Genomic DNA, 24046 nt, shown 5'->3' with positions numbered 1-24046 from the left:
GGGAGAGTCGATATCATCGATCGGGGTGTTCTTTTCCGAAGTGCTGGCATGGCAAAGCGTTTGCTTCTTCGATCGTCACCTCCGATCGCGGGCCCTGCGCGGCAAGCTTCTCTGTTTACAATCTCTTGGAATGCGGCTCCACATTTAGGCACGCATGGACATGCCCGGGTTCGATTTCTCGCAACTCGGGCCGGACCCGATGGCAATGGTCGGTCACCATCGGACAACGCGGATGGAAGTGACAACCGGATGGCGGATTGAGCGGAGAGGGTATCTCGCCCTGGATCGGCATGAACCGCCGGCGTTGCGCCGAGATTTTCGGCATCCCGTCCAGCAGCATGCGCGTGTAGGGATGCGTCGGCGATGCGAAAAGTTCCGACGTTTTGGCAAGCTCCACTACGCGACCAAGATACATGACGGCCACGCGGTCGCAGAGATGGCGGATGACGCCGAGGTCATGGCTGATGAAGATCATCGCCAGGCCGCTATCACGCCTAATGTCCAGCAGAAGATTGATGATCTGCGCCTGAACAGACACGTCGAGCGCGGCCACCGCCTCATCACAGATCAGCATGTCGGGCTTCACAGCCAGCGCCCGGGCGATGCCGACGCGCTGACGCTGGCCGCCGGAAAATTGATGAGGGTAGCGGCCGACGCTGTCCGCCGGGAGGCCGACGCGCGCAAGGATGTCGACCACATAATCCTTCACCCCCGAGCGCGGCACCAGTCCGTGCAGGACCGCCGCTTCGCCGACGATCTCCCCGACGCGCAGGCGCGGATTGAGCGAGGACATCGGGTCCTGGAAAACCATCTGGACTTTCAGCGCGTCCCGCTTGCGCCTCAGGAAGCTGTCGTAATCTTCGCCGCGAAAGCGCCGCTCACCCGAAGAGGCTGGAAGAATTCCGGCGATCATCCGGGCGAGCGTCGACTTGCCGCAGCCGGACTCGCCGACGATGCCCAGCGTCTCGCCCTCGTTCAACGTCATCGAAACATTGTCCACCGCGCGCAGGACGGCCGGCTGCCGGTTGCGCAGGAAATGGTCCGTGAAGTCCTGCAACGGTGAGCTTCCGACGGCAAAGCTGCGCGACAGGTCTTTTGCTTCGAAAATCATCTCGTTCACGGCATCAATCCTCGAATGGGTGATAGCACCAGATGCGGTGCGTCTCAGACAATTGCCTCGCCTGCACCGGCTGGCGGCAGATGTCCGTCATGCGCTCGCAGCGGTTCGCGAACGGACAGCCTTCGCCGAGCGTCAGAAGGGATGGCATGTTGCCGGGGATCTGCTTCAGTTTTTCTCCCGGCGCGTTGCGGGAGGGAACTGACTCGAGCAGCTTACGGGTATAGGGATGGCGGGCGGCGCCGATGATCTCCTCGGTCGTGCCGATCTCCATCATGGCGCCGGCATACATGACCATGATCCGATCGGCGAGTTCGGAAAGCGTCGAAAGATCGTGAGTTATCCAGATCATGCCGAGCCCTCGCTCGTCGATCTGGCGGCGGATCTGGTAGATGATCTGCGCCTGGATCGTCACGTCGAGCGCCGTGGTCGGTTCGTCGGCGATGATCAGGTCCGGCCCGAGAAGAAGCGCAATGGCGATCACCACACGCTGGCGCATGCCGCCCGACATCTCGTGCGGATAGGCGTTGAGCCGTTCTTCGGGCGATGGGATGCCGACTGATCGCAGCGCCTCAATGCAGCGATTGTACATTTCCTTGCGGGGTACGCTTTCATGGGCGCTGATCGCCTCGTACATCTGGTCGCGCACCCGCATCAGCGGGTTCAGCGTCATCAGCGGGTTCTGGAAGACCATGGCGATGCGGTTGCCGCGATAATGGCGCATCTCCTCGAAATCGAGGCCGGTCAGTTCCTGGCCGTCGAGGCTGATCGAACCCGATACGATGCGACCGGGCTCGTCGATCTGGCCCATGATCGACATCCCCGTCACCGATTTGCCAGACCCGGATTCGCCAACGATGCCGAGAACCTCGCCGCGGGCGACTCCGAAGGAAATGTCACGTACCGACTTGATTGTGCCCTTGCGGGTGAAGAACCAGGTATTGAGGCCATCGACCTGGAAGAAAAACGTGTCGCTCACTGTCCGGCCTTCCTCTAGCGGTCGAGCCGCGGATTGTTGAGATCGCGCAGACGGTCGCCGAGCAGGTTCATGGCAACGATCATCACCAGGAGCACGACGCCGGGATAGATGCTGATCCAGTATTTCTGCGAAAAGATGAACTCATAGCCGCTGGCGATCAGCATGCCGAGCGAGGGCCGCGTCAGGGGCAGGCCGACGCCGAGGAAGCTCAGCGAGGACTCCATCGATATCGCCGCGGCAATGTTCAAGGTAAACAGCACGATGATCTGCGGCATACAGTTCGGCAGGACATGGCGCAGCATGATGCGCACCGGCGAAAGACGCAGGCAGCGGGCCGCCTCGACATATTCCTTGCCGAGTTCGCTCATGGCGAAGGAGCGCGCCGTGCGGGCATAATAGGACCATTGCACGATGACGATGGCGAGCACGACCTTGCTGACGCCATTGCCGAGAATGGCGAGGATCGCGAGGCCGATGAGCAGCGCCGGCAGGCCGAGCATGAAGTCCACGGCGCGCATGATGATGGCGTCGGTCACCCCGCGCTGCCAGGCGGCGAACAAGCCGAGTGCGGTCCCGAGCACCATGGCCGCACCCGCGGCCACCAGCCCGACTACGACGCTGATGCGGATGCCGTAAAGGATGGCCGAGAGCATGTCGCGGCCGAAATTGTCCGTGCCGAGCCGAAAGACGAAATCGGTTTCCTGATCGAGCGATTTGGCGATCGCGAGCAGCGTGAAGCTTGCAGGCAAGGAGGTCGCGGAGGTGATCCTGACCTCACTGCTCTTGGGATTGTCGATCGTCCACCAAGGCTGGATCGGATGTTTCTTCGCACCCTCGATCGTCGCACCGTTCGGCAGGTTGCGGACCTGCAGGCTCCCGAGCCTGGCGGCCGTGGGTTCGACGCTGACAGTCAGACAGTTCGGACCGCACGAAGAGGCCGCCAGAGAAAGCCGGGTCTTCGTCGGTGAGGCAGGCTGGACGGTGATCGCGCCATTGTTGACGCGGATATTGACGCGGACCTCCTCTCCCGGAAGCATCCGCTTCGAGCCGGTCGGCTTCAATGCGTCGGAAAGCTGCAGATGCGTCAGGTCATACGGGTCGGTCGGCGCAAGTAACGGCGCGAAGATGGCGCAGAACACGAAGACGAGGCTCACCGTCAGACTGATGACAGCGGAACGGCTTTCGGCAAAGCGCCGCGCGAAATCCTGAAAACTCGTGATACTCATGCCGCACGCCGCCTCAGAACGGATTTGACGCGGGGATCGATGATCATGTGCAGGATATCGACGATGAAGTTGATGGCGATAAAGAGCAGCGCCGTATAGGTAAGCTGGGCTACGATCATCGGCCGGTCGAGCACTTTGATGGAATTGATGAGCAGCTTGCCCAAGCCCGGCCAGGAGAACACCGTCTCGGTGATGACGCCATAGGCGAGCAGATTGCCGAGTTCGATGCCGGTCACAGTAACGAGCGGCACCAGCGCGTTGCGGAGAATGTGGCCGACCACCACCGACCGGCTTCGCACGCCCTTGGCATAGGCGAACTTGACGAAGTCGAGCCGACAGATCTCCATGGTCGCGGCCCGCGTCACGCGCATCAGCAGGGACATTTTCAGGAGCGCCAGGCTGAAGGCCGGCATGATGACATGCGACCAGCCGTCGAGCGTCCAGAGGCTGGAGGTGATGCCGAAATGGGTTGCCAGTTCACCGCGATCGCCCACGGGCAGGATCGGCAGGGCGATGCCGAATGCGACAATCAGCAGCATGCCCTGCCAGAAGGTCGGGATGCTGACCCCGATCAAAGAGAAGGCCATGATACCGCGCCCGGGCAGCGATTGCGGCCGCAACCCGGCATAAAGGCCGGCAGGAATGGAAATGCCGACGGCAAGAATGAAGGCGACGAGGCCGAGTTCCAGGCTGGCTGGCAGGCGCTGCAACAGGATGCCGACGACCGGCTCCTTATAGACAAAGGATGCGCCCCAGTCGCCTTGCACGGCATTGCCGAGGAAGATTGCGTATTGTTCCCAGAGCGGTTTGTCGAGGCCAAGCGCTGTGATGGCCGCCACCCGGTCGGCCTCGGAAGCCTCCGACGAGATCAGGATATCCACTGGATTACCGATCAGGCGGACGCCGACGAACAAGACGATCGACATGATCAGGACGACGATGACGCTCTGGAACAGCCGCTGCAGCACGAAGGACAGCATCAGCTTTCGGCCTTCAGATAGACGTTGATATGGCGCTGCTCGGGTGTCGGGAGGGTACCGCTGCCGATATCCCGGACAAGCGCACCGAAATGCAAGGCGTATTCGACGCAGATCCCTCCCGCGCTGCCGGCCGCCAGACGGTCTTCTATGGCGGCGCGCACCGTTTCGCCGCCCGGCAGGCGCGCCAGTTCTTCCATGAACGGCGCAGCGCCGCTCGCAGCTGCCATGGCTGCCTCATGCACGAGTTCATGGCCCCTGTGCTTGCCGATGAGGCCGCCCAGCTGCATCATGGCAAATTCGCCGAAGATGGCGCCACCGGACAGGTCCAGGTTCACCCGCATTCGCTCCTTATCGATGATCAGGTCACGCACCAAAAGCTCCGTACGCACGACTATCTCGGAGACGGCCGCGATCACCTCGACCAGTCCGTCCTCGAACATCTGGTTAGCGCTGCCATCCGACTCGAACGGGCGATGGGCGCTCGCCATGAGCATGCCGGCACTGGAATAGAGCTTGTTGCTGTTGGCGATGATGCCGTAGCAGAGGATCGGGTTGATCTTTTGCGGCATGGTGGACGAGCCGATCGAGCCTTCCACGCGGCCCTCGCTGACCTCGCCATATTCCTCCGACGAGCTCAGATAGACCTCTTCCGCGATCTTGTGGCAGATCGACGCCATCAGCGTCAGGGCATTGACGTATTCGCAGATATGCGTGCGGATCGCCCGCGAGGGAATGGCCATTTCACTCATGCCGAGCAGAGCCGCCACCCGTGACTGGAAAACCGGCCCCTGCCTGCCGAGCGCCGAGAAGCAGCCGACCGCTCCTCCGCCCATGACTGCGAAGGCCCGCGCTTCCGCTTCTTTCAGCCGATCCATGGCCTGCAGGAATTCTTCGATCCACACGGCGACCTTGAAACCGAAGGTGATCGGCACGGCATGCCGATAATGGGTGCGCCCGGCCATGATCGTGTTGGCATGGGCGCGGGCATGGCCGCCGAGATGGCGAACGATATCGGTGAGAAACCCGTCGATGACGACCTGGGCGCGTTTGGCAAGCAAAAGCAGCCCGGTCTGGATGACGTTCTGGGTGGTGATGCCCCAATGAACGTAGCCACCGTGTTCAGGTCCGGAGATCCGGACGAGTTCGTTGATGAGCGGCATCAGCGGATGACGGGTGGTTCGATAACCCGCGTCGAGGCGCTGCAAGTCGAGCAGCTCGCGCCGGCAATTGTCGGCGATCGCCTTGGCCGACGCCGCCGGGATCATCAGTAGTTCCCCCTGTGCCAGCGCGACCGCGCGTTCGACATCGAGAAATGCCTGGTACATCGCCGTGGATGCGAATGCGTCCCGCAGCCCCCGATAGTCGTATTGCGACGTCAGAGCGTCATTGAATTCAGCACCCATCTTACGCCTTGCTTTCATGAAATTGGCGGCAAGGCCGGTTTGGGATCCGGCCTTGCCGATATCGCGCCTCATTCCGGACGGGCGGTATAGAAGATGTTGGTCAGGTTGGTATTGGCCTCGTAGCGGACGCCATTGCGGACACCCCAGACGCCGAACTCGTGATAGAGCGGCACGTAACCGTCATCCTTCTGGACCTGCGCCACGGCCGAACGCAGCAGTTCCTCCCGCTTGGCATCGTCCAGCGTCGATTGGGCGTCTTCGAGCGCCTTGTCGGTGATCTTGCTGGAATAACGCCCGCGGTTCGCGCCGCCCCAGCCCTTTTCCGGATTGCGTGAGCCGGCGAGATTGATCATCTGGCTCAGGCCTTCTCCCGTATCGGCGGCCGCGCCGGCAAGATAGAGGCTGTATTCATAGGCGCTCGCCTTGGTGAAGTAGATGCTGAAGGGGAAGGTCTCCAGCGTCACGTTCAGGCCGATCTGAGAAAGCATGGCGGTTATGGCCTGGGCGACCTGCGCGCCGTTGACATAACGGTCGCTCGGGGCGTTCAGCGTCAGCGAGAAGCCATTCGGATAGCCCGCTTCCGCCAGCAGCCGCTTGGCCTCGGCAGGGTTGTAGGCATAGGGTTGCAGGTTTGGATCGTGACCGAATACGCCGTCGACGACAATCTGGCTTGCAGGCTGAGCCATGCCGCCCATCACGGTTTCGGCAATCTGCTCGCGGTTGATCGCCAGGTTCAGCGCCTTTCGGACCCGTGGATCGAGGAAAGGGTTCTTGCCATCCGTGCCGGAGACCTTCGGCGTCTTTTCCTGGCCCTGGTCGGGCAGAAGGAAAATCAGAAGCGTCGACGGCATTGAGGCGAGATGATACTTGCCGGAGGTCTGGATGCTGTCGACGCTGTTGATCGGGACGGCATTGATGACGTCGACAGAACCGCCGAGCAGCGCCGCAATACGGGCACTGTTGTCCGGCAAGGACTTGACCAGAACCGTTTCATAGCCTGCAGCCGCGCCGTAATATTGCGGGTTGCGCTCAAGCTCGATCTCGACATCCGGGGTGAACTTCTTCACCCGGTAATGACCTATGCCCGCAGAGGTCTTGCCGCCGTTGAAATCACCCGTCGCCAGCCAGTTGTCGTTGCCGCAGTTCTTTTCGTCATAGGTCAGCATTCGGCCGGTCGGATTTTCGACGATACCGATATAGCTCAGGTTGCGCAGAAGGTTCGGATCCGGCTTCTTGGTCTCGATCTCGATCTTTCCGCCGCCGGCATCTCTGATGTTTTTGACGGTTGAGATGAAGCTGCTGAAAAGGCCAGGACTGTTCGGTACGTTGCGCACCCGGCAGAGCGAATAGACGACGTCATCGGCACTCAGCGTCTTGCCGCCGTCGAACTTGGCCTTGGGCTCCAGCGTCACGACCCATTTGATATCCGCCTGAATTTCCCAGGATTTCGCCAGCCGCGGCTCCACCTCGCCGTTAACCCCGTTGGCGTAGACCAAGGCGTCGGAAATGTTTTCGCGCAGATCGAAATTGTAGCCGGCGCGATGGAAATGCGGATCGACGGACGTTGCCAGCGCCGAAAGCCCCACGCGCAATTGCTTCGCAGATGCCGGAAGAGACGAAAGCACGGTTCCGCCGGCGAGTGTCAGGCACATCAATGCCAATGATGAACTTTTCATGGTCCTCCCCCACTTTGTTCAGGTTCTAGACCCTACCGCCGCAGCCGCCGCCGAAAAATCGAATTTTTCTCCGCTCGATTGAGTATTTCTCAATCAATTCGTATAACGATGCAGGAGGAGCATATGACGGGAAAACGCAGACGCGATCTGCCGCCCATGACCTCGCTTCCTGTATTCGAAGCGGTCGGCCGGCATGCGAGCATCGCCAAGGCGGCGCAGGAGCTTTGTCTGACACCCGGTGCAGTCAGCCGGCAGATCCAGAACCTCGAAGCCTTCCTGGGATGTGAACTGTTTGAACGCATGCATCGCAAGATCGCCCTCACTCCGGCCGGAGAAGTCTACTGGGCCAGGATCCATGCCTCTCTCGGCGATATTCGTACGGTCACCAGCGATATTTCCGTCCGTATCGAGCAACGGCCGCTGGTGATCGGAAGCCCGCGCGTTTTCCTGCAGAAATGCATCATGCCGGCACTCGGCAGCCTTTATGCACGGCATCCCGACATCCATGTGCGCTTCGTGACCGGCAATCAGGACACGGAGGTTCTGGACGGCATGATCTATGTGGGCAAGCCGATGAACCGCGCGGGTTTCCTCTGCGAAGTGCTGGCCGACGCCAACCTCATGCCCATCTGCAGTCCAGCCTATCTGCGCCGCGCCCCGCCGCTTGAAACACCGGATGACCTCGAGCGGCACGTGCTGCTGCGCTCCGCAGAATTTACGCGCAACTGGGAACTGTGGCTCGGAATTCGCGCCGCGCGGGTATTCGCGAACGCTCGCTTCATCGATCTGGAGAGTTCAGGCCTCGAGCTGACGGCTGCGATTGAAGGGCTGGGTATTGCCATAGTGCGCGAGAAACTTGTCAAACAGGAACTGGCGGAGGAGCAGCTCATTCCTCTCTTCGCTGACCACACGGTGCGGGAACACTACGCCTTCGTGTTCGCCGAACCGAAACTAAGGTCGGAGAGTTTTCGTGCGCTCCGGAGCTGGCTGAAGAATGCAGTGTGAGTAGGACTCAAGCAATCCGGCTGGACGCCGCACCCCGAACCCCGTCGCTGATCCGGTTGTTCGAAGGTCGTCCGATCGCCTTGTGTCGGATCGACGCCGCGCCGCCAGTCCGGATCCGATCCAGCAGACGACGGACCTGGCGCTCGCTGAGATCAAGCACATGGGCCGCCGTCACCAGCGTCATCCGATCGGCCATAACCTTCGTCAAAACTTCGATCCGCTGCAGATCGCACTCGCTCATCGCAATCAGTCCCATCGGCAATCTCCCAGGTCATCAAAACGCGGGGAGAGTGACATTCCAACTTTGCAGAACCAGGACAGGACACTTCAACTTTGCGGCTACACACATTTATCGCATAACATACATTATGGAACAGAAAGAGAGGAGAGCAAAGGCTAATGAGCTGTGCTTGACGCCGCCTGGCATGATTTCGTCGCCAAGGGCCGCGACCTCGTCGTTACCAGCGGCATGGTCTCAACCGATCAGCAGAAGCATGCCCTCTCCCGCATTCCCGACAGCGTCGAGTTCAGCCTCGACGTTCGCAGCCAGGACCGCAATATGCTGGAGGCAATGCACGCACTCGTCCTCCAGCACGTGACGCGTATCGAGAACGAACGCGCCGTGCGTTCGATCTCGGCCAGACGCTGCGGACCAGTCCGGCGCTCTGCAGCCAGCCGCCGATCGCCAGGCTGACCGAGGCGGCAGAAACCGTCCGCGTGCAGCCGGCGTTGATCCCGTGAGGCCGGCATTCCGTCGGGCATGATCTTCATCCGCAACCGCAACGGATCACATAATCCGCAGGAGGCTATGGAGATCGGCGATTTCGAAATCGCCACAGCCATCCTCGCAGCCTGGCAATTGATCGCCAGCGGTCGACAATTCGCGCTGCCGGCTTCTAGTGCAGCGACGATTTCGGCTGCCTGTTATTGTTGGCAGCGTCCCGGGTGAAAACATTTCGCTCACGACCAGCCGGCAATGCTCTGCAGGAACAGGCCGGCGGCCCGTGACAGCGGATATTTTTCGCCGCTGAGCAGGCAATATGTGACCGGCAGGTCCGGTTCAAGCGCGACGAAGCGCAAGGGCAGCGCCGCGTATTCGCGGGCGATCAGTTCACTGACCAACGCAATGCCAAGACCCTCGGCGGCCAGTGCGCAGGCGCTTGCGACGGAATGCGCCTCCAGCAACGGCCGCTGTCGCAAGCCGTGCTGATAGAACAGCGCCTCAAGCTGATGGCGGACGGGCCGTTCACGATTGAGGACGATGAGATCGTGGCCCTTCAGCTCGGCGATCGTCAGCGACGACCGCTCGGCGAGCGGATGATCCCGATGCATTACGCAGACGATCCGCGACGGCAGCAGCTTTTCCTGCCGCAGTCCGGGAGTTGCCAGCGGCAGGCGCGCGAAACCGATATCGGCTTCGCCATCGGCAACCATGCGTTCGAGTGCCAGATAATTGCCGGAGGCCAGTTCCACGCGCATCGGGCCGTTGGCGGCAAGAAAATCTCGGATCATCTTAGGTATCCGGTTCGACGACAGACTGGCCGGAAAAGCAAGTCTCAGCAGCATGTCGCGGGAACGCCCGCTCTCCAATTCGATGGCCGCCGTCTTAAGCACACGCAGGCGGTCGGCGATGGCGCGGATTTCCGGTCCGAGCTGCAGGCCTTCACGCGTCGGCGCCAGGCGGTTCTTGTCACGCTCGAACAGGCGAACGCCGAGATAATCCTCCAGCTGCTGCAGTAGCCGGCTTGCATTCGATTGCGAAATGCCGAGCTCCAATGCTGCGGCAACCGTCGAGCCGGTGGCGGCGATCGCGTCATAGGCCTCGATATGCTTCAGGCTGATCGCCGCCTTCACCATGGAGAACCCCTTCCTTCGATAGACTTATTCGAAAACCGCATAAGATTGCGGCCTTCGTCGAAGTCGAACACTTTTGCCCGTGTACCAAGCGCAGCGAAAGGCATTCGTCAATGACCACGATCCTACTCGATATCGCACGACAGCTTTCAGCGCGGACGGTGTTTTCGTCTCTTGCCATGGAGCGCGCCCGCGATGCGGTTATCGACACGCTCGGATGCATGATGGCGGGCACCAAGGATCCAAGCGTAGCGGCGGTTACCGCGGCTTTCGGCGGTGAGATATCCGGCGGCGGTTCCGGATGGCTTGTCACAGGCGGATACGCGCCACCCTCGGTGGCGGCACTTGTGAACGGCACAGCGGCCCATGTGCTCGATTTCGATGATAATTTTCATCCCGGCCGGGCTCATGCGTCCGCAGTTCTGGTGCCGGCCCTGCTCGCCACCCTACATCCGCAGCGCCCGATCAGCGGCAAGCAGTTTCTGGAAGCCTATCTCACTGGGCTCGAGGCCCAGGCGGCGGTCGGCTTCGGGGTCAACCCCTCCCATTACAACAGAGGCTGGCATGGCACCTCCACGGTCGGCGCGATCGGAACGACCGCCGGCGTCGCGCGCCTCCTCGGCGCCAACATCGAGGAGACGGCGCAGGCCATGAGCCTGGCCACCTCGATGGCATCCGGCCCCAAGGGCCAGTTCGGCACCCCGGCCAAACCGCTGCATGCCGGAATTGCGGCGCGCAATGCAGTCGAAGCCGCCTTGCTGGCAATGTCAGGCAGCGGCGGCCGGCTCGACATCCTCGAGCGACCGCAGGGTTTTTTGGATCTCTTTGGCGGCGGTGAAGCCCGAGGTTGGGCGGACTGGCGGCTGGATGAAGCCCATGTCATTGAAACCCGCGGTCTCGTCACCAAGCGCCATCCCTGCTGCGCCTCGACGCATCGGGCAATCGACGCACTTTTCGACCTGAAACAAGAATATCGGCTGAGTGCCGGTGAGATCGATCGTATCGACGTCAAAGTCGGGATTTCAGCCGCCCGCAATCTTGCTTATCCGCGGCCCGAGAACGAGATGCAGGCCCGCTTCTCGATGCCGTATTGCCTTGCGAGGGCGATGCTGCAGGACACGCTCAGCCTGTCAGACTTTGCCCCGGCCGCCCTTCGACAGGCCGACGTCCTCGCGCTGATGCCGCGGATCGAGATGCATTCCTACACATCAGGCGAGGAGTACGGTCATGATCGTCTTCCGCATGTGCTGACTGTGACACTGCGGGACGGTACGGGCCTGTCCAGCCAACGGCTTCATGCCAAGGGATCGATCGAGGCCCCCCTCGCTGCCGGCCAGCGACGAAGCAAATTCTTCGAATGCGTTCATTGGGGCTCCGGAAATGCGACCGATGATCTCTACGACAATCTCCTGGATCTCTCTCAGTCGACGTCGGTATCAAATCTCCTGAATTTGCTTGCGGCGTCGTCTTGAACGGGGGCGTACATACGAAGGGCGACATGATGAGTCCGCACCGTTTCAACGAATGCTTGCACCACATCCGGTGGACGCCAATCAACCTTGCGGCTACCTTCCAGTGCGACCGCTCGTGGATCGAAGCGTGGGAGACGGGTAGCGAGGAGGTTCCCGCCGGCCTTTCGGTCGGTCGCATCGACGCCTTGAAACCACCATACCGTGCTATATGCGCCTGCCCGTTTCGATCATCGGAACGAGCCGTCTTTATCTTTGTATAGCCGCCCTCTTCTAGGCTAGCCATCTGTCTCGGCGGATATCTTCAGATCATTGCGAAGGGGATGGGAGCAACTTGGGATTTGGTCGGCCGCCAACAGATCTCCAGCGCAGATCGGGCACGCCAGCATAGCTTGAACATAGGCCTGGGCACCGGCCTCGAACATTGGGATCGATCATGACATTTCATGCAGACCATGCGGTGGGTATCCTGTTCGCCGCAACTGGCGGCATCGCCGTCTATCTCGGCCTGGACTACGGCTTCGGCGAGCTTTCGGAAATGGGGCCGGGCGCCCTGCCCGTGCTGCTTGGCACGACACTCTTCGTCTTCGGCATAACGCTCCTGATGAAAGCCACACTGGCGAATGCGGGCGCGGCAGCCATTGCGCTCATACCGCGCGAGGAAATCCGGCCCTTCCTGGCGATCCTCGCGGCGCTCTTTGCCTTCAGCCTGCTTATCGATCGTGTGGGACTGCTGCCAAGCGTCGCCGCAGTGATCGGCCTCGGCTGGCTTGCGGATAAACGCGGCCGGCTGAAGGAATTGCCCGCCCTGACCCTCGCGATCGTCGCCATCATCCTGGGCATCTTTCATTTCGGTCTCGGCATTCCATTCCACCTGTTCGACTGGAGCATCTAGCGTGCTGGACTTCGTTTCTTCCATTGCGCTGGGGTTGCAAGTCGCCGCCAGCATCGACAACCTCTTCTATTGCTTTCTCGGCGTCACGCTCGGAACCGCAATCGGCGTCCTACCGGGCGTAGGCCCGATCATCACCATCTCGCTGCTCCTGCCGCTGACTTTCGGTCTACCGCCAGAAGGTTCGGTGATCCTGCTTGCCGGCATCTATTATGGCGCCGCCTATGGCGGATCGACGACCTCGATCTTGCTCAATCTCCCCGGCGAAGCGTCGTCGGCGGTCACCTGCCTGGATGGCTACCAGATGGCACGTCAGGGCCGGGCAGGCTCGGCGCTCGCCATTGCCGCGCTTGGTTCCTTCTTTGCCGGCACCGTCGGGACGCTGCTGATCGCGCTTGCGGCACCCGCCATGGCCTCGGTGGCCGCGAAATTCGGTTCGGCGGAATACGCCGCCCTCGTCTTCTGCGCGCTTGTCGCCACGGCCTCGATCGCCAAGGGCGGTTTCGTCAAGGGCATCGGCTCGGCAGTTCTCGGCGTGCTTCTGGGCTTGGCGGGTGCCGATGTCGCCTCCGGCGTCTTCCGCTTCACCTTCGGGGTTGCGGAACTGCGCGACGGTATCGACTTCGCGGTGCTTGCCGTCGGCCTTTTCGCGGTATCGGAAATCATCACCACAATCGGCAGCACGGGGACGCCGGAACTGGTCACCTCAAAGGTCGGCCGCCTCTGGCCGAACCGCGAGGAATTCCGTCAGGCCTGGCCGGCCGTATTGCGCGGCACGGCGCTCGGGTCGTTCCTCGGCATGCTGCCCGGCGCAGGCCTCGCGATGAGCTCGTTCTCCGCCTACATGGTCGAGAAGAGCATTTCGAAACAGCCCGGTCGTTTCGGCAGCGGCGCGGTTCAAGGTGTTGCGGCTCCCGAGGCGGCCAACAATGCGGCATCGCAGACCGCCTTCATCCCCACTCTGATGCTCGGCGTGCCCGGCAGCCCGGTCATGGCGCTCTTCCTCGGCGCGCTGCTGATCCAGGGCGTCAATCCGGGGCCGAGCATGATTACCAACAATCCGCAGCTTTTCTGGGGACTGGTCGGATCGATGTGGATCGGCAACCTGATGCTCGTCATCCTCAATCTGCCGCTGATCGGCCTGTGGGTGAAGCTGCTGACGGTGCCTTATCACTGGCTCTATCTGTTCGTGCTCGCCTTTGCCTGCGTTGGGGTCTTTTCGATCGGCTTCTCATCCTTGCAGATCCTGACGCTCGTCATCTTCGGGGCCATCGGCTACCTCCTGAAGCGTGCCGACTGCAGCCTTGCCATGTTCATCCTCGGCTTCGTGCTCGGGCCAATGTTCGAGGAGAATTTCAGACGTGCCCTGTCACTGTCGCGCGGCGATCCAATGACCTTTATCAACCGCCCGATCAGCCTCACCTTCGTGGTCCTCGGCATCGCGATCCTGCTGGCTGCCACCACATCTTTTGTAAGGAAAGGCGCACAGGAAGCGGCCGATTGAGGCCTACGTCGTCCTCCGGGCGGCCGTAAATCCGAGGAATGTTAACGATGCACTACCCACGCAGCTTTCGGAACAGAGCGCCAATCTCCTCGGCTTCCTCCAAATTGAGCAGAGCTGTCGCCAGTTCCTGGCCCGCCGCGTCGGAAATCACGCCACGAACATTCGCCCGGAATTTCTGCAGATAGCCCTCGCGGGCGACCGGGTTGCGGCGGGTGCCCGGCATATCCTCGATCGTATGAGATAGTTCGCGTCCATCGTTCAGGCGGACGGAGACCGTCGCACGCGAACGGCTGATATCGTGTGCGGCCACCAAATCCGGCCGGTGGATGACCCTGTCGGCCATCGCGTTGATGACCGGGTTGACGAGGTTCTCCGGCGCGTAGGCATCCTTGTCCATCCGGCCAAGCACCAGTGCTTCGGCGACCGTATGTTGCAAGCTGATACGCCCGTGCCAGGAGGTCCGCGGTCGGCGCTTTTCTTCGGCTGGCTCGCAGACGGTCGCAAAGGAACGGGGCATTATGTCGCAATAGATGACGTCCACATCTTCCGGCTTGATGCCATGAGCATCGCGAAGCTCGATCGCCGCGGCGATGAACGGGATCATCGTATATGCGCAAGGATGCGCCTTCGAGGCGATGTTCAACACTTCCCAGCGCTCGCCGAGTTCGTCTGTCAGGGCCGAAAAACGGAACTCGGGCTTGGACTGAAAATAGCTCTTGAACCAGCCGAACTTGCCTTCGAAGACCGGATAGGGACCGGAAATGCCCTGGTTCGCCAGTGCGACAGCGCGGATTGCCGACGATGCCGCCATGCCGATATGCAAGGTTTTGGTCGAGGTAGCGTCTTCAAACGAGGCAATCGAGCCCGCCGAAAGGCTGGCCGCCGTACCGATCGCATGCACCGTCTGCTCCACCGAGAAGCGCCGCAGATGCGCAAGCCCCCAGACCGCGCCGAAGACGCCATAGACGGAACTGGGATGGAACCCCACCTCATGCATCCGCACCGGTGAGACGAGGCCGAGACGGCACAACAACTCGCTGCCGATCAGCGCGGCGTCCAGCAGGTTCTTACCCGAAAGACCGAGACGCTCGCATTCCGGCAGCAGGGCCGACAGCACGACGCCGGTCGGATGGATGTTAGACTGGATATGTGTGTCGTCGAATTCGAGAACGGCGGACATGACCCCGTTGATGAAGGCCGCACTCGCTGGTGTCGACGGCGCAGCGCCCATCACGGAAAAGGCGCTCCCGTGGCCGCCGTCCGATTCCGCCACGGAGCGCCGTGCGGCCGAAACTAAGTCGAGTCGGCTCGATGCGATAATCACGCCGACGACGTCCAAAATCCGCAACTTGGTATTTTCCAGGACGTCGGCCGGAACCGTATCGAGCGGAAACCCCGTCATCCATTCCGCCACCTTGGCGCTCAGGGTCGGGACGGTCGAGCGTCTCTCCTGCATATTTGGATCCTTGTTGGCCTATACTAAAACAATACGCGCCAGCAGGTCGCGCGTGTTGGTGTGGCTGTCTTATCCGGATTGCTCCGACGGGTTATTTCTTGGGGAGCTCCATGCTCTTCAGCAGCTCGCCGAAATATGCATATTCGGCCTCAAGCTCCTGCTGAAGCTGCACGCTGGTGCGGAAGCGCGGCGAGAAGCCAGCGCGGGTGAGAGTTGCGCGGAATTCCGGGCTGGCATCGGCGTCCTTCAACGCCTTCTCGATCATAGCGACAAGTTCCTTCGGCGTACCGGCTGGCACCATGACAGCCTGCCAGCCACCGGAGCGGATGTCCTTCAAGCCCACTTCCCGGAACGTCGGCACATCGGGGAAGTCAGGCAAGCGTGCCTCGCTCGGCACGGCGATGGGCACGAGCTTGCCTTCGCGCGACGGCGGAATGACCATTGCGTCGATGACGAACTGCACATCTCCGGAGAGAAGGGCCTGAACGGCCTGCGAGGCCCCACTATAGGGAATATGCCGCGCGGTGACTCCCACAGTCCGCAGAAAATCCACGCCGATAATATGCCCGGTCGAACCGACACCCACCGAGGCGTAGTTCAGGACCCCTGGATTGGCTTTTCCGTAGGCCACCAGTTCCTGGTAACTTTTCACCCCGAGCGATGCCGGCACACTCAGCATGCGCACGGATTCACTGACATTGGCGATGGCGACGAAATCCTTGAGCGGATCGAAACCGATCTTGGTGATATGCGGTGCGGTCGTGAAAATGGCGCTGCCGGCGAGAAGCAACGTCCCTCCATCCGGCTTGGCGCGAGCCGCCTTTTCGGTACCGATCGTGCCGCTGGCGCCACCGATGTTCTCGATGACCACCGTGGTCTTAAGACGCTTGCTGAGTTCCTCCGCGATCATACGGCCGGTTATGTCACCGCCACCGCCAGGGGCGTAGGGCACGATCATGCGCACCGTGGAGATGGGATACTGATCGGCTGCCCAGGCGCCCACCGTATTGAACAGCACCCCCGCCGCCGCACCCAGGCCATTCCTCATCCAATTTTTCCAGCGAACCATGATCCCCTCCCTTGATGCCCGGCGACTGCAGAGATCGCATACTGGTAGCTGGATCTCGGAATTGCAAAAGATTGCTAGGAACGTTTCGAAGCGCGGAATAGCGAGTTAGAGAGCAAGCGAGGCGACGCAGATGCTCATCGCCGTCAAGAAGCCTTGGCTACAAGACGCCGGCGGAAGTGTCCGACAGAAACTCCGCGCCCAGATCAGGCGCACTGGAAAAGCTTGGAAGGCGCGCAGGTCGTGGTTTGCCATGAATCTACATAGTGCACACCTTTGCCGGCAGGTCCCAGTTGCACGAAGTCTCCGTTTATACCACTGTGTGGCGGTGACAGAGGGTGCTGTGATGGATCAGAAGAAGCCGAACCCGATTGACGTACATGTGGGATCAAGGATCCGATTGAGGCGGGCCATGCTGAAGGTGTCTCAGGAGAAACTGGCCGACGGGCTTGGGATTACTTTCCAGCAAGTGCAGAAATACGAAAAGGGAGCCAATCGGGTTGGCGCCAGTCGTCTTCAAATGATTGCAACTATACTGGACACGCCTGTTGGCTATTTCTTTGCCGATGCGCCAATCCCGTCATCGACGACCGATAGCAAGCCTGTCGTGCAGGAGGAAGACGCGGTGACCTCCTTTCTGGCAACCCGCGAGGGGGTGGAACTCAATCTGGCATTCCAGAGGGTGGCGAATGCGAAGCTGCGCCAAAACATCGTTCAACTGGTCAAATCCTTGGGGGCCCCGTCAGGTCTGGATCGCGATCACGCGGATCCGGGCGCAACGCGTTAGCGGACCGTTCCGATGCTCCGGCTTGTGACATTCGGAGGCCTTTGGCTTGCTGACGGGGAACGAGGGACAGTGCCACTGCCACAGAAGGCACTGTTCGGCCTCGCCTATATGTTGGCCAGCGGTGAATTTGAGCTGCCGCGGGATTATCTGGCGCGGCTGCTTTGGGCAGGCGATCAAGACGCCGCCAAGATCAACTTTCGAAAAATGACCGAGCGCGTGCGCAAATGCAACGTGGACGGCTGGCCCGCTCCACTCGATTTCACGGCTTCGACCGTACAGCTGTCCGCCGAGCCCCTTGAGGCGGATTTCTCCGTCTTCTCCAGTGATCTTGAAGCGCTGCCGCGATTGAACGCGATGTCGAAATTGATGACGCGGCAGTTTTTGGACGAAGCCAATTTACCCGTCGGCCTAAAACCATGGGTCGAGAAACAACGGTCGGTCCAGTGGCAACGTTTTCGCGCGGGGCTCTTCGAGGCACAAGCCGCCGCGGCAAGTCGGTCGGAATGGGCCGATGTCAAGGATAGCGCAAAACAACTCCTCGAACACGATCCGGGCGATTCCGCCGTACGCGAGGTGCTGCTTGGGGCGCATCGTCACGACGACCAAATTGGATCCTCTAGATCATCGGTCAGTCGAGCTGAGTTCACGTTGCCCGTAGGGACAGCAGTCGTCCCCTCAATGCCCACGGAACTGCCCCGGCTGGTATTACTTCCTCCCCAGGAAGCAGAGCAAAACGCCGCTTATCCAGCCCGCGCATTGATGGAAGATATCACGATAAGTCTTTGCTCCTTGAGGACGGTGGCGGTCGTTGCTCCGTATACGGCTGCCCGCATCCGGCAGGATGCGGATAAGATGGCTCAGCTGGAGAGACATTCCATCTCCTACGTCCTCGACACGAACATCAGCAACGAAGGTCTATTCGTGCAGATGATCTTCCTTCCCTCGGACAGCGTTTTGTGGGCGGAACGCTTCCGCCTCAACGCCAGCTCACTTGCTTCACACCGCAGACAAGTGGCGCAGATGATCGTGATGGCAATCAGCGGCCACCTCCAGCGCACCGAAATTGTGCTCGCCGATTACCGTGCTCATCCGGATGTCTATAGGTCCTATCTTGCAAGCGCCCAGCATCTCAACAAGTTCACGCTCCCTGACGTGCGCCGGGCCAGAAATGCATTTCGAGAAACGCTGAGAATGCGCGGGGATTTCGCGCCGGCGTTGGCGGGTTTGTCCCGTACCTACTCCTGGGAATGGGTCTTGACGGCACGGGGAGAGACCGAACTGCTGGTTCAGGCAGAAGAAACGGCAAGAAAAGCGGTGGCCTTGGAGCCGGAACTGGCATCGGCGCACCGCGAGCTTGGGCTATCGAGGCTTTACCGCGGCGATGTCGACGGAAGCCTGGAGGCATTCGATCGCGCGGAGGGATTAAGCCCACACCTTGCCGACGCAATATGCGGCTATGCCGACGCTCTGGTTCATGCATCGAAGCCCGCCGATGGGTTGGCAAAGATCAACAAAGCGATCCGTCTCAACCCGATATGCCCAGACGACTATTTCTGGATTGCGGCCGGCGCCAGCTATTTCCTGGGCGAGTTTCATCAGGCAATCGGCTACATCGACCGAATGGACGACTCTTCGTCGGCCCGGCGATTGCTTGCGGCGAGTTATGCTATGGCTGGCGATACCGCGAAGGCACGCGTCCATCGCCGCAAGGCTCAGGAGCTCAACCCGCAATTCGATCTCGACAAATGGCTCTCCGTGCTGCCGGTCAAAGAGCAATGGCAGAAGGAACTCTACCGGGAAGGCCTGGTAAAAGCCGGTTTTTAGATTTTTAGTACCAAAAACCAAGGGGGTAACATATGGCAAGAGTTGTGATAATCGGGCTGCCCGGAGACAATCAGCTTTATCTGGCGGACATTGATGCGGGAACGGTCCTGCCGATGCAGCCGCCCGTTTCCGGGCCGCTGGCTGCGGCAAACGATCTTAGAAATGCAGGGGGAACAATTGTCAAAGACGTCAATTTGGCGGTTGCAGTCTCCTCCTCCGAACAGGCTTTCTCTGGTGTCTTCGATGGCTAAGCTGCCGACGGCGTAAGCGATGGACCGCATCTGCTCGCCCGAGGAGACCTATGAGCGGGTGCGTCCTTTTCTGAAGACGCTCGGGATAACCCGCATTGGCCGCCAGACCGGACTAGATCATATCGGTATTCCGGTCTGGTGCGCCTATACTCCAAACGCCAAATCGATCGTGGTTGCTCAAGGCAAAGGGCTTACCGATGCCGATGCGAGAACATCCGCGGTCATGGAGGCTATCGAGCGGGCTGTCGCTTGCGATCCGTTCCTGTCAATCAGGAATGTTTCCGCGTCAGCTTTTTCGGATGCAGGCGAGCGTGTCGACTTGCTTGTGCCGCTCCTTGGCCGGAACCAGTCCCCTCCCCGGGCAACTGACACTATGGCATTTGCGGCGGGTGAAGACCTCTTCAGTTTTGATCGCGTCTACGTTCCGGCCGAAGCCGTGTCACTCGACCGGAGCCTGTTGAACTGCCGGTACTGGCAATCTTCGGATGGCCTTGCATCGGGTAACACGCATGACGAGGCAATTTTCCACGGCCTTCTCGAGCGTATCGAACGCGACGCTCATGTCTTGTGGCAGGTTCTTCCCGAATCGCGCCAGCACTCCAGGTGTCTGGAACCCGACGCATTCAGCGATGAGGACGTTAGGTCCCTTATCGCGAAAATCGAGGATGCGGGCCTCCTGCTGCGTATGTTCGACATGACAAGCGATATCGGCATACCGTGTATCGGCGCCTTCCTTGCGGCTAAAACCGCGCTCGCGTCCCATGCGCCACGCTATGTCGACGTGACGTTCGGCTGTGGTGCTCACCCATCCCCCGAGCGCGCTGCAGTGCGCGCGCTGACGGAAGCCGCACAGTCCCGGGTCACCTATATCAGTGGCGCACGTGACGACGTATTCCATGAGACCTATCGGCGACCACTGCCTGAGAGGTTGCTAAAGTTGTTTTCTGCTGATCCTTCACGCGGCGTGCCCTTGCCCGGTCCAAACGACCTCGCAGGAATCTTGGGGAACTTGAAGCGGTCGGGTATCACGCAGGCAATCGCCGTCCGATTGAGCGAACCGACATCACCTTTTGCGGTCGTCAAGATATTGGTGCCGGGACTGGAAAGTCCTGAGGGAGAGCGACGGCACAGATTTGGCGACAGGGCGATGACAGCATCGTTTACCTCATGAAAGTACTCTTTGTCGGTCCAAGCCTGCCGGAGGCAAGACGTTTCGTCGCTGATGATACGGTTGTGAGGCCGCCGGCGATGCAGGGAGACGTGCGGCTGGCGGTCAACGAAGGTGCGCGGGCTATCGGATTGATCGACGGCGCCTTCGAATATGTCGCCCCCGTCTGGCATAAGGAAATTCTCTACGGTCTCTCGAAAGGCGTGGCGGTCTTCGGAGCGGCGAGCATGGGCGCCTTGCGGGCGGCAGAGTGTCACGCCTTCGGCATGACTGGCGTCGGGGAAATCTTCGCGGCCTATGCGAGCGAAACCCGTATCGACGATGCGGATGTCGCACTGCTGCATGGACCGGAAGAGCTTGGATATGTCGCCGTCACCATTCCGATGGTCAATGTCGACGCAACAGTCGTCAGCTGTTGCACGCACGGCCTGATCGACGGTCAGGAGGCGCGACATCTCAAAGAAAGCGCGCGATCTTTGTTCTTCAAGGTCCGCAGCTGGAACGCGATCGTGGCAAACTGCCCGGAAATTGCGAGTGCCCGCGCCAACGAGGTGCTGCGAATTCTTCGCCACAACTATGTGGACCAAAAAAGAGCGGACGCCATAGCCCTAATCGACGCTCTGCGCCGGGCCGACACGTATTCTCCCTCCACCCACTTTGAATTTAACCGAACGTCTCTCTGGCGTGATGGCTAGCGTCATCAGCCATGCGTTGTGTCACGGCGATGTCACGCCCGACGACCCTCAAAGAGTTTTAGATTGCCCACACAAGTTGGGGGTCGGTGCATGGCATACTCGGATTTGCAAACTGATATGGAAGTAGAACTCGTCGCTCTGGCGAGGCTGGTGATCTACGCGAGAGAGATCGCAAAAGGCCTCAAATCGATCGAGGTCGAGGCTGGACTTTCCGTGACGCTTGAAGCGATCACCAAGGAGCTTACTGGTGACCTGGATGTTACGGCGACCAAGCACTCACGCAAAACATCAAGTCAAACCTATCAATAGGCGGGAACCGCGATCGGATGATGGTCGGCGGTTGAGGTCGCTGAACGGTGCAGTGGGGGCGGCACGAAGGGCTCGACGGGCGGTATGGAAAGCACGTCGAGCCCTTGCCGCAGTGGGGTAACCGCTGGGGGCGGCCCTGCGACAGTGGAACTTCCACACAGCTGTCGCTGTCTTCCAGTTCGGTCAGGAAGTGTAGCGAATATCCGGCAAATTTCTACCACAACCGACGAGTACTGGGACAACTTTTGCAGGCGCATGATCTCGTCGGCGTACCGGATCAGCGCGCCGGCAATCAACTCCGGCGGAATACCATCAAAATTGACGAGAAGCTTCCGGAGATCGGCGGTGAGATCTTTGGTCAGCGCCACAACATTGCTTGAGACCGCCAAGCTCTCTCTCGGGTCAGCAATCGTCGCTGGCGTGTTCAGGGGCCATTGCCCTCAAGTCGAGAAATCGAATGGATTTGGTTGGACTCGGTGAAAAATCACGGACAAAATTGGATGAGACTGGCATGAACGCGAGACCATCAAAAGCATCTTCTGCTGAGGAAAGCATATCGGCCTTCGGAGTTCCGACCACGCCCAATGGCACGTCTGCTATGAGCCTGCGCGGCCCAAAGCGGTCGTGGGTTCAGGTTGACCGCAGAACGGTTGCTGTTTCTCTAGGCCTTCTGAGCGGGCTTTGGTTATTGGGAGCCGCAATCCTTGTCTATCTACTCACATAGAGCGTTGATTGATCTCATGCTGCACTGCGTGTCGGTTCCCGCGTTGAAGGTTTTCTGACAGGCGGCACGACGTGTACGCCTCGGGGCTTCCAGCCGTCACAGGTCCAGGCTTTCTTGATCGCATCCTCAAAAGGCCATTGAGCCAAATATGATCCGCGACCTCTTGTGGGGCCGGTTGACTTGCCAACCCGGAGGACTACTCTTTTAGTGATCGCAAACATATCCGCGCGAAGATGACGGCGGATGATGTGGCAATTGGGCAACCTTGAGGAGGATGAGGTTTGCCATGACCTATCGTGTTGTTTTGTTGATCGGCGCGTCCATCGTCGCCGTTTCGTCGTTTGATGCCCTAGCTCAGGAAGGTGACGCGACGGCGGGCGCCACCGTTTTCAAGAAATGCGCGACCTGTCATGTCGTCGATTCCGATACGAACAAGGTCGGTCCGTCGCTGAACAAGCTGTTCGGCCGAAAGGCCGGAACGCATCCCAATTTCGCCTATTCGACCGGGATGAAGGCGGCCGGAGACGGTGGTCTTGTCTGGGACGAGGCGACGTTGCGCGACTATCTGCACAATCCAAAAGCGAAGGTGAAGGGCACCAAGATGGCCTTCGTCGGTGTGAAGGACGAGCAGGAGATCACCAATCTCATCGCCTATCTCAAGCAATATTCCCAGTGACAGTCTGAGAGACGACCGGGTGGACATGCCTAAATTGCAGTAATTGCCCATCTTTTCCATTCGTGCGATAATAACCCGGTATTTCTGCAGAATGTGGTTTCACGGTCGACCTGCTCAGGGAGGGGCGGAAATGGCTGTTGTGCTGATTCTCGTCCTGATTGTCGTCGGCTCCGTGCTGTTCCATGTGCTGAGCCCGTGGTGGTGGACGCCGATCGCGTCCAACTGGACCTATATCGACAGCACGCTCGTCATCACCTTCTGGATCACCGGCATCGTCTTCGTGGCGGTGGTTTCGTTCATGGCCTATTGCGTCTTCCGCTTCCGGCACAAGCCAGGCAGCCAGGCGGCCTATGAGCCTGAAAACCGCAGGCTGGAATGGCTGCTGGCATCGGGAACGGCAGTCGGCGTCGCGGCAATGCTGGCGCCCGGCCTCGTGGTGTGGAACCAGTTCATCACGGTGCCTGACGATGCCGTACCGGTCGAGGTCGTCAGCCAGCAGTGGCTGTGGAGTTTCCGCCTGCCGGGCGCGGACGGAAAGCTCGGCCGTGCGGAGACGCGCGACGTCAGCCCCGAAAATCCGCTCGGCCTGAACAAGAACGACGCAAGCGGCCTCGACGACGTGATTATCGAGGGCGGCGAGCTGCATCTGCCGGTCGGCAAGCCGGTGCGCATATTGCTGCGCTCCGTCGATGTCCTCCACGATTTCTATGTGCCGGAATTCCGCGCCAAGATGGACATGATCCCCGGCATGATCACCTATTTCTGGTTCACGCCGACGCGGACGGGAAGCTTCGAGATTCTCTGTGCCGAGCTCTGCGGCATCGGCCATGCGCAAATGCGCGGGACCGTCGTCGTCGAGGAAGCGGCGGACTATCAGACCTGGCTCGGGCAGCAGCAGACATTCACCCAGCTTATGGCATCGGGAGAGCCGCGACCGGCAAACTGAACCGGTGAAACGGTTTCAGGCAGCATCGGAAGGAAAGGG

The 24046-nt window shown here is 60.3% G+C and carries 23 protein-coding genes and 2 pseudogenes; 14 read left to right on the top strand and 11 right to left on the bottom strand.

The window, feature by feature from the left end:
- Positions 1–115: 115 nt before the first annotated feature.
- From C5J22_RS00195 to C5J22_RS00170, 6 genes are all read right to left on the bottom strand, one after another.
- A complete protein-coding gene (locus C5J22_RS00195; protein WP_105437150.1) occupies positions 116–1111 on the bottom strand; it encodes an ABC transporter ATP-binding protein in 996 nt (331 codons plus the stop codon).
- A gap of 13 nt (positions 1112–1124) precedes the next feature.
- A complete protein-coding gene (locus C5J22_RS00190) occupies positions 1125–2096 on the bottom strand; it encodes an ABC transporter ATP-binding protein (RefSeq protein WP_105436640.1) in 972 nt (323 codons plus the stop codon).
- Between the two features lie 14 nt (positions 2097–2110).
- Entirely contained in the window at positions 2111–3322 is a 1212-nt protein-coding gene (locus C5J22_RS00185; protein WP_105436639.1) for an ABC transporter permease, read from the bottom strand.
- Positions 3319–4302 carry an ABC transporter permease gene (locus tag C5J22_RS00180; protein WP_105436638.1) on the bottom strand — a complete coding sequence of 328 codons (984 nt, stop codon included), beginning with the start codon at positions 4300–4302 and terminating at the stop codon, positions 3319–3321. The genes C5J22_RS00185 and C5J22_RS00180 overlap by 4 nt, the downstream gene beginning before the upstream one ends.
- Positions 4302–5705: a lyase family protein gene (locus C5J22_RS00175; protein WP_172746461.1), complete on the bottom strand. Its 1404-nt coding sequence runs from the start codon at positions 5703–5705 to the stop codon at positions 4302–4304. Before C5J22_RS00175 ends, C5J22_RS00180 begins: the two co-directional genes overlap by 1 nt.
- 68 nt (positions 5706–5773) lie before the next feature.
- A complete protein-coding gene (locus tag C5J22_RS00170; RefSeq protein WP_245440236.1) occupies positions 5774–7381 on the bottom strand; it encodes an ABC transporter substrate-binding protein in 1608 nt (535 codons plus the stop codon).
- Positions 7382–7504: 123 nt separating this feature from the next.
- On the opposite strand from C5J22_RS00170, the gene C5J22_RS00165 reads away from it, so the two are divergent.
- Positions 7505–8386, top strand: coding sequence for a LysR substrate-binding domain-containing protein (locus C5J22_RS00165; protein WP_172746460.1), 882 nt, complete (start codon positions 7505–7507; stop codon positions 8384–8386).
- Positions 8387–8399: 13 nt separating this feature from the next.
- Here C5J22_RS00165 and C5J22_RS00160 read toward each other — a convergent pair.
- Positions 8400–8642 (bottom strand): annotated as a pseudogene (locus C5J22_RS00160) (helix-turn-helix domain-containing protein); the annotation flags it as partial.
- Positions 8643–8792: 150 nt separating this feature from the next.
- Between C5J22_RS00160 and C5J22_RS31470 the strand changes: the two are divergent.
- Both C5J22_RS31470 and C5J22_RS31465 read left to right on the top strand, forming a co-directional pair.
- Positions 8793–9080: a hypothetical protein gene (locus C5J22_RS31470; RefSeq protein ID WP_205837134.1), complete on the top strand. Its 288-nt coding sequence runs from the start codon at positions 8793–8795 to the stop codon at positions 9078–9080.
- A gap of 66 nt (positions 9081–9146) precedes the next feature.
- A complete protein-coding gene (locus C5J22_RS31465; RefSeq protein ID WP_205837133.1) occupies positions 9147–9335 on the top strand; it encodes a hypothetical protein in 189 nt (62 codons plus the stop codon).
- An 11-nt stretch (positions 9336–9346) separates the two neighbouring features.
- Here C5J22_RS31465 and C5J22_RS00145 read toward each other — a convergent pair.
- Positions 9347–10284: pseudogene (locus C5J22_RS00145) on the bottom strand (LysR family transcriptional regulator).
- Positions 10285–10353: 69 nt separating this feature from the next.
- Between C5J22_RS00145 and C5J22_RS00140 the strand changes: the two are divergent.
- The 3 genes from C5J22_RS00140 (at position 10354) to C5J22_RS00130 (ending at position 14105) form a co-directional block, all read left to right on the top strand.
- Positions 10354–11712 (top strand): MmgE/PrpD family protein, encoded by a 1359-nt coding sequence (locus C5J22_RS00140; RefSeq protein ID WP_105436632.1) that lies wholly within the window; start codon positions 10354–10356, stop codon positions 11710–11712.
- Positions 11713–12145: 433 nt separating this feature from the next.
- Positions 12146–12604 (top strand): tripartite tricarboxylate transporter TctB family protein, encoded by a 459-nt coding sequence (locus C5J22_RS00135; RefSeq protein WP_172746459.1) that lies wholly within the window; start codon positions 12146–12148, stop codon positions 12602–12604.
- A gap of 4 nt (positions 12605–12608) precedes the next feature.
- Positions 12609–14105 carry a tripartite tricarboxylate transporter permease gene (locus tag C5J22_RS00130; protein WP_105437149.1) on the top strand — a complete coding sequence of 499 codons (1497 nt, stop codon included), beginning with the start codon at positions 12609–12611 and terminating at the stop codon, positions 14103–14105.
- 52 nt (positions 14106–14157) lie between these two features.
- On the opposite strand, the gene C5J22_RS00125 is transcribed toward C5J22_RS00130, so the two are convergent.
- Both C5J22_RS00125 and C5J22_RS00120 read right to left on the bottom strand, forming a co-directional pair.
- Entirely contained in the window at positions 14158–15561 is a 1404-nt protein-coding gene (locus tag C5J22_RS00125) for an MmgE/PrpD family protein (RefSeq protein ID WP_105436630.1), read from the bottom strand.
- Between the two features lie 91 nt (positions 15562–15652).
- Positions 15653–16609 carry a tripartite tricarboxylate transporter substrate binding protein gene (locus C5J22_RS00120; protein WP_172746458.1) on the bottom strand — a complete coding sequence of 319 codons (957 nt, stop codon included), beginning with the start codon at positions 16607–16609 and terminating at the stop codon, positions 15653–15655.
- A gap of 364 nt (positions 16610–16973) precedes the next feature.
- On the opposite strand from C5J22_RS00120, the gene C5J22_RS00115 reads away from it, so the two are divergent.
- The 6 genes from C5J22_RS00115 (at position 16974) to C5J22_RS00090 (ending at position 21661) form a co-directional block, all read left to right on the top strand.
- On the top strand, positions 16974–17414 hold the full coding sequence (locus C5J22_RS00115) for a helix-turn-helix domain-containing protein (protein WP_105437148.1): 441 nt from the start codon (positions 16974–16976) through the stop codon (positions 17412–17414).
- Positions 17415–17483: 69 nt separating this feature from the next.
- On the top strand, positions 17484–19238 hold the full coding sequence (locus C5J22_RS00110; RefSeq protein WP_172746457.1) for a hypothetical protein: 1755 nt from the start codon (positions 17484–17486) through the stop codon (positions 19236–19238).
- Between the two features lie 32 nt (positions 19239–19270).
- Positions 19271–19489 (top strand): hypothetical protein, encoded by a 219-nt coding sequence (locus C5J22_RS00105; protein WP_105403364.1) that lies wholly within the window; start codon positions 19271–19273, stop codon positions 19487–19489.
- Positions 19490–19508: 19 nt separating this feature from the next.
- Positions 19509–20660, top strand: coding sequence for a YcaO-like family protein (locus C5J22_RS00100; RefSeq protein ID WP_105436627.1), 1152 nt, complete (start codon positions 19509–19511; stop codon positions 20658–20660).
- An 89-nt stretch (positions 20661–20749) separates the two neighbouring features.
- Positions 20750–21352 (top strand): TfuA-like protein, encoded by a 603-nt coding sequence (locus C5J22_RS00095; protein ID WP_371412518.1) that lies wholly within the window; start codon positions 20750–20752, stop codon positions 21350–21352.
- 90 nt (positions 21353–21442) lie between these two features.
- A complete protein-coding gene (locus C5J22_RS00090; RefSeq protein ID WP_172746456.1) occupies positions 21443–21661 on the top strand; it encodes a hypothetical protein in 219 nt (72 codons plus the stop codon).
- Here C5J22_RS00090 and C5J22_RS30940 read toward each other — a convergent pair.
- Positions 21655–22050 carry a hypothetical protein gene (locus C5J22_RS30940; RefSeq protein ID WP_172746455.1) on the bottom strand — a complete coding sequence of 132 codons (396 nt, stop codon included), beginning with the start codon at positions 22048–22050 and terminating at the stop codon, positions 21655–21657. The two genes, C5J22_RS00090 and C5J22_RS30940, sit on opposite strands and share 7 nt — an antisense overlap.
- A gap of 621 nt (positions 22051–22671) precedes the next feature.
- Here C5J22_RS30940 and C5J22_RS00085 point away from each other — a divergent pair.
- Both C5J22_RS00085 and C5J22_RS00080 read left to right on the top strand, forming a co-directional pair.
- On the top strand, positions 22672–23061 hold the full coding sequence (locus C5J22_RS00085; protein ID WP_105436624.1) for a cytochrome c family protein: 390 nt from the start codon (positions 22672–22674) through the stop codon (positions 23059–23061).
- Positions 23062–23191: 130 nt separating this feature from the next.
- The gene (locus tag C5J22_RS00080) at positions 23192–24007 is read left to right on the top strand and encodes a cytochrome c oxidase subunit II (RefSeq protein ID WP_105403359.1); all 816 of its coding nucleotides are present in this window, start codon (positions 23192–23194) and stop codon (positions 24005–24007) included.
- Positions 24008–24046 lie beyond the last annotated feature (39 nt).

It is taken from the genome of Neorhizobium sp. T25_13, from assembly GCF_002968675.1.
In the GTDB taxonomy this organism is placed as follows: domain Bacteria; phylum Pseudomonadota; class Alphaproteobacteria; order Rhizobiales; family Rhizobiaceae; genus Neorhizobium; species Neorhizobium tomejilense.
Note: the sequence above shows the minus strand (reverse complement) of the source record. Positions and strands in the feature narration are given on the sequence as shown.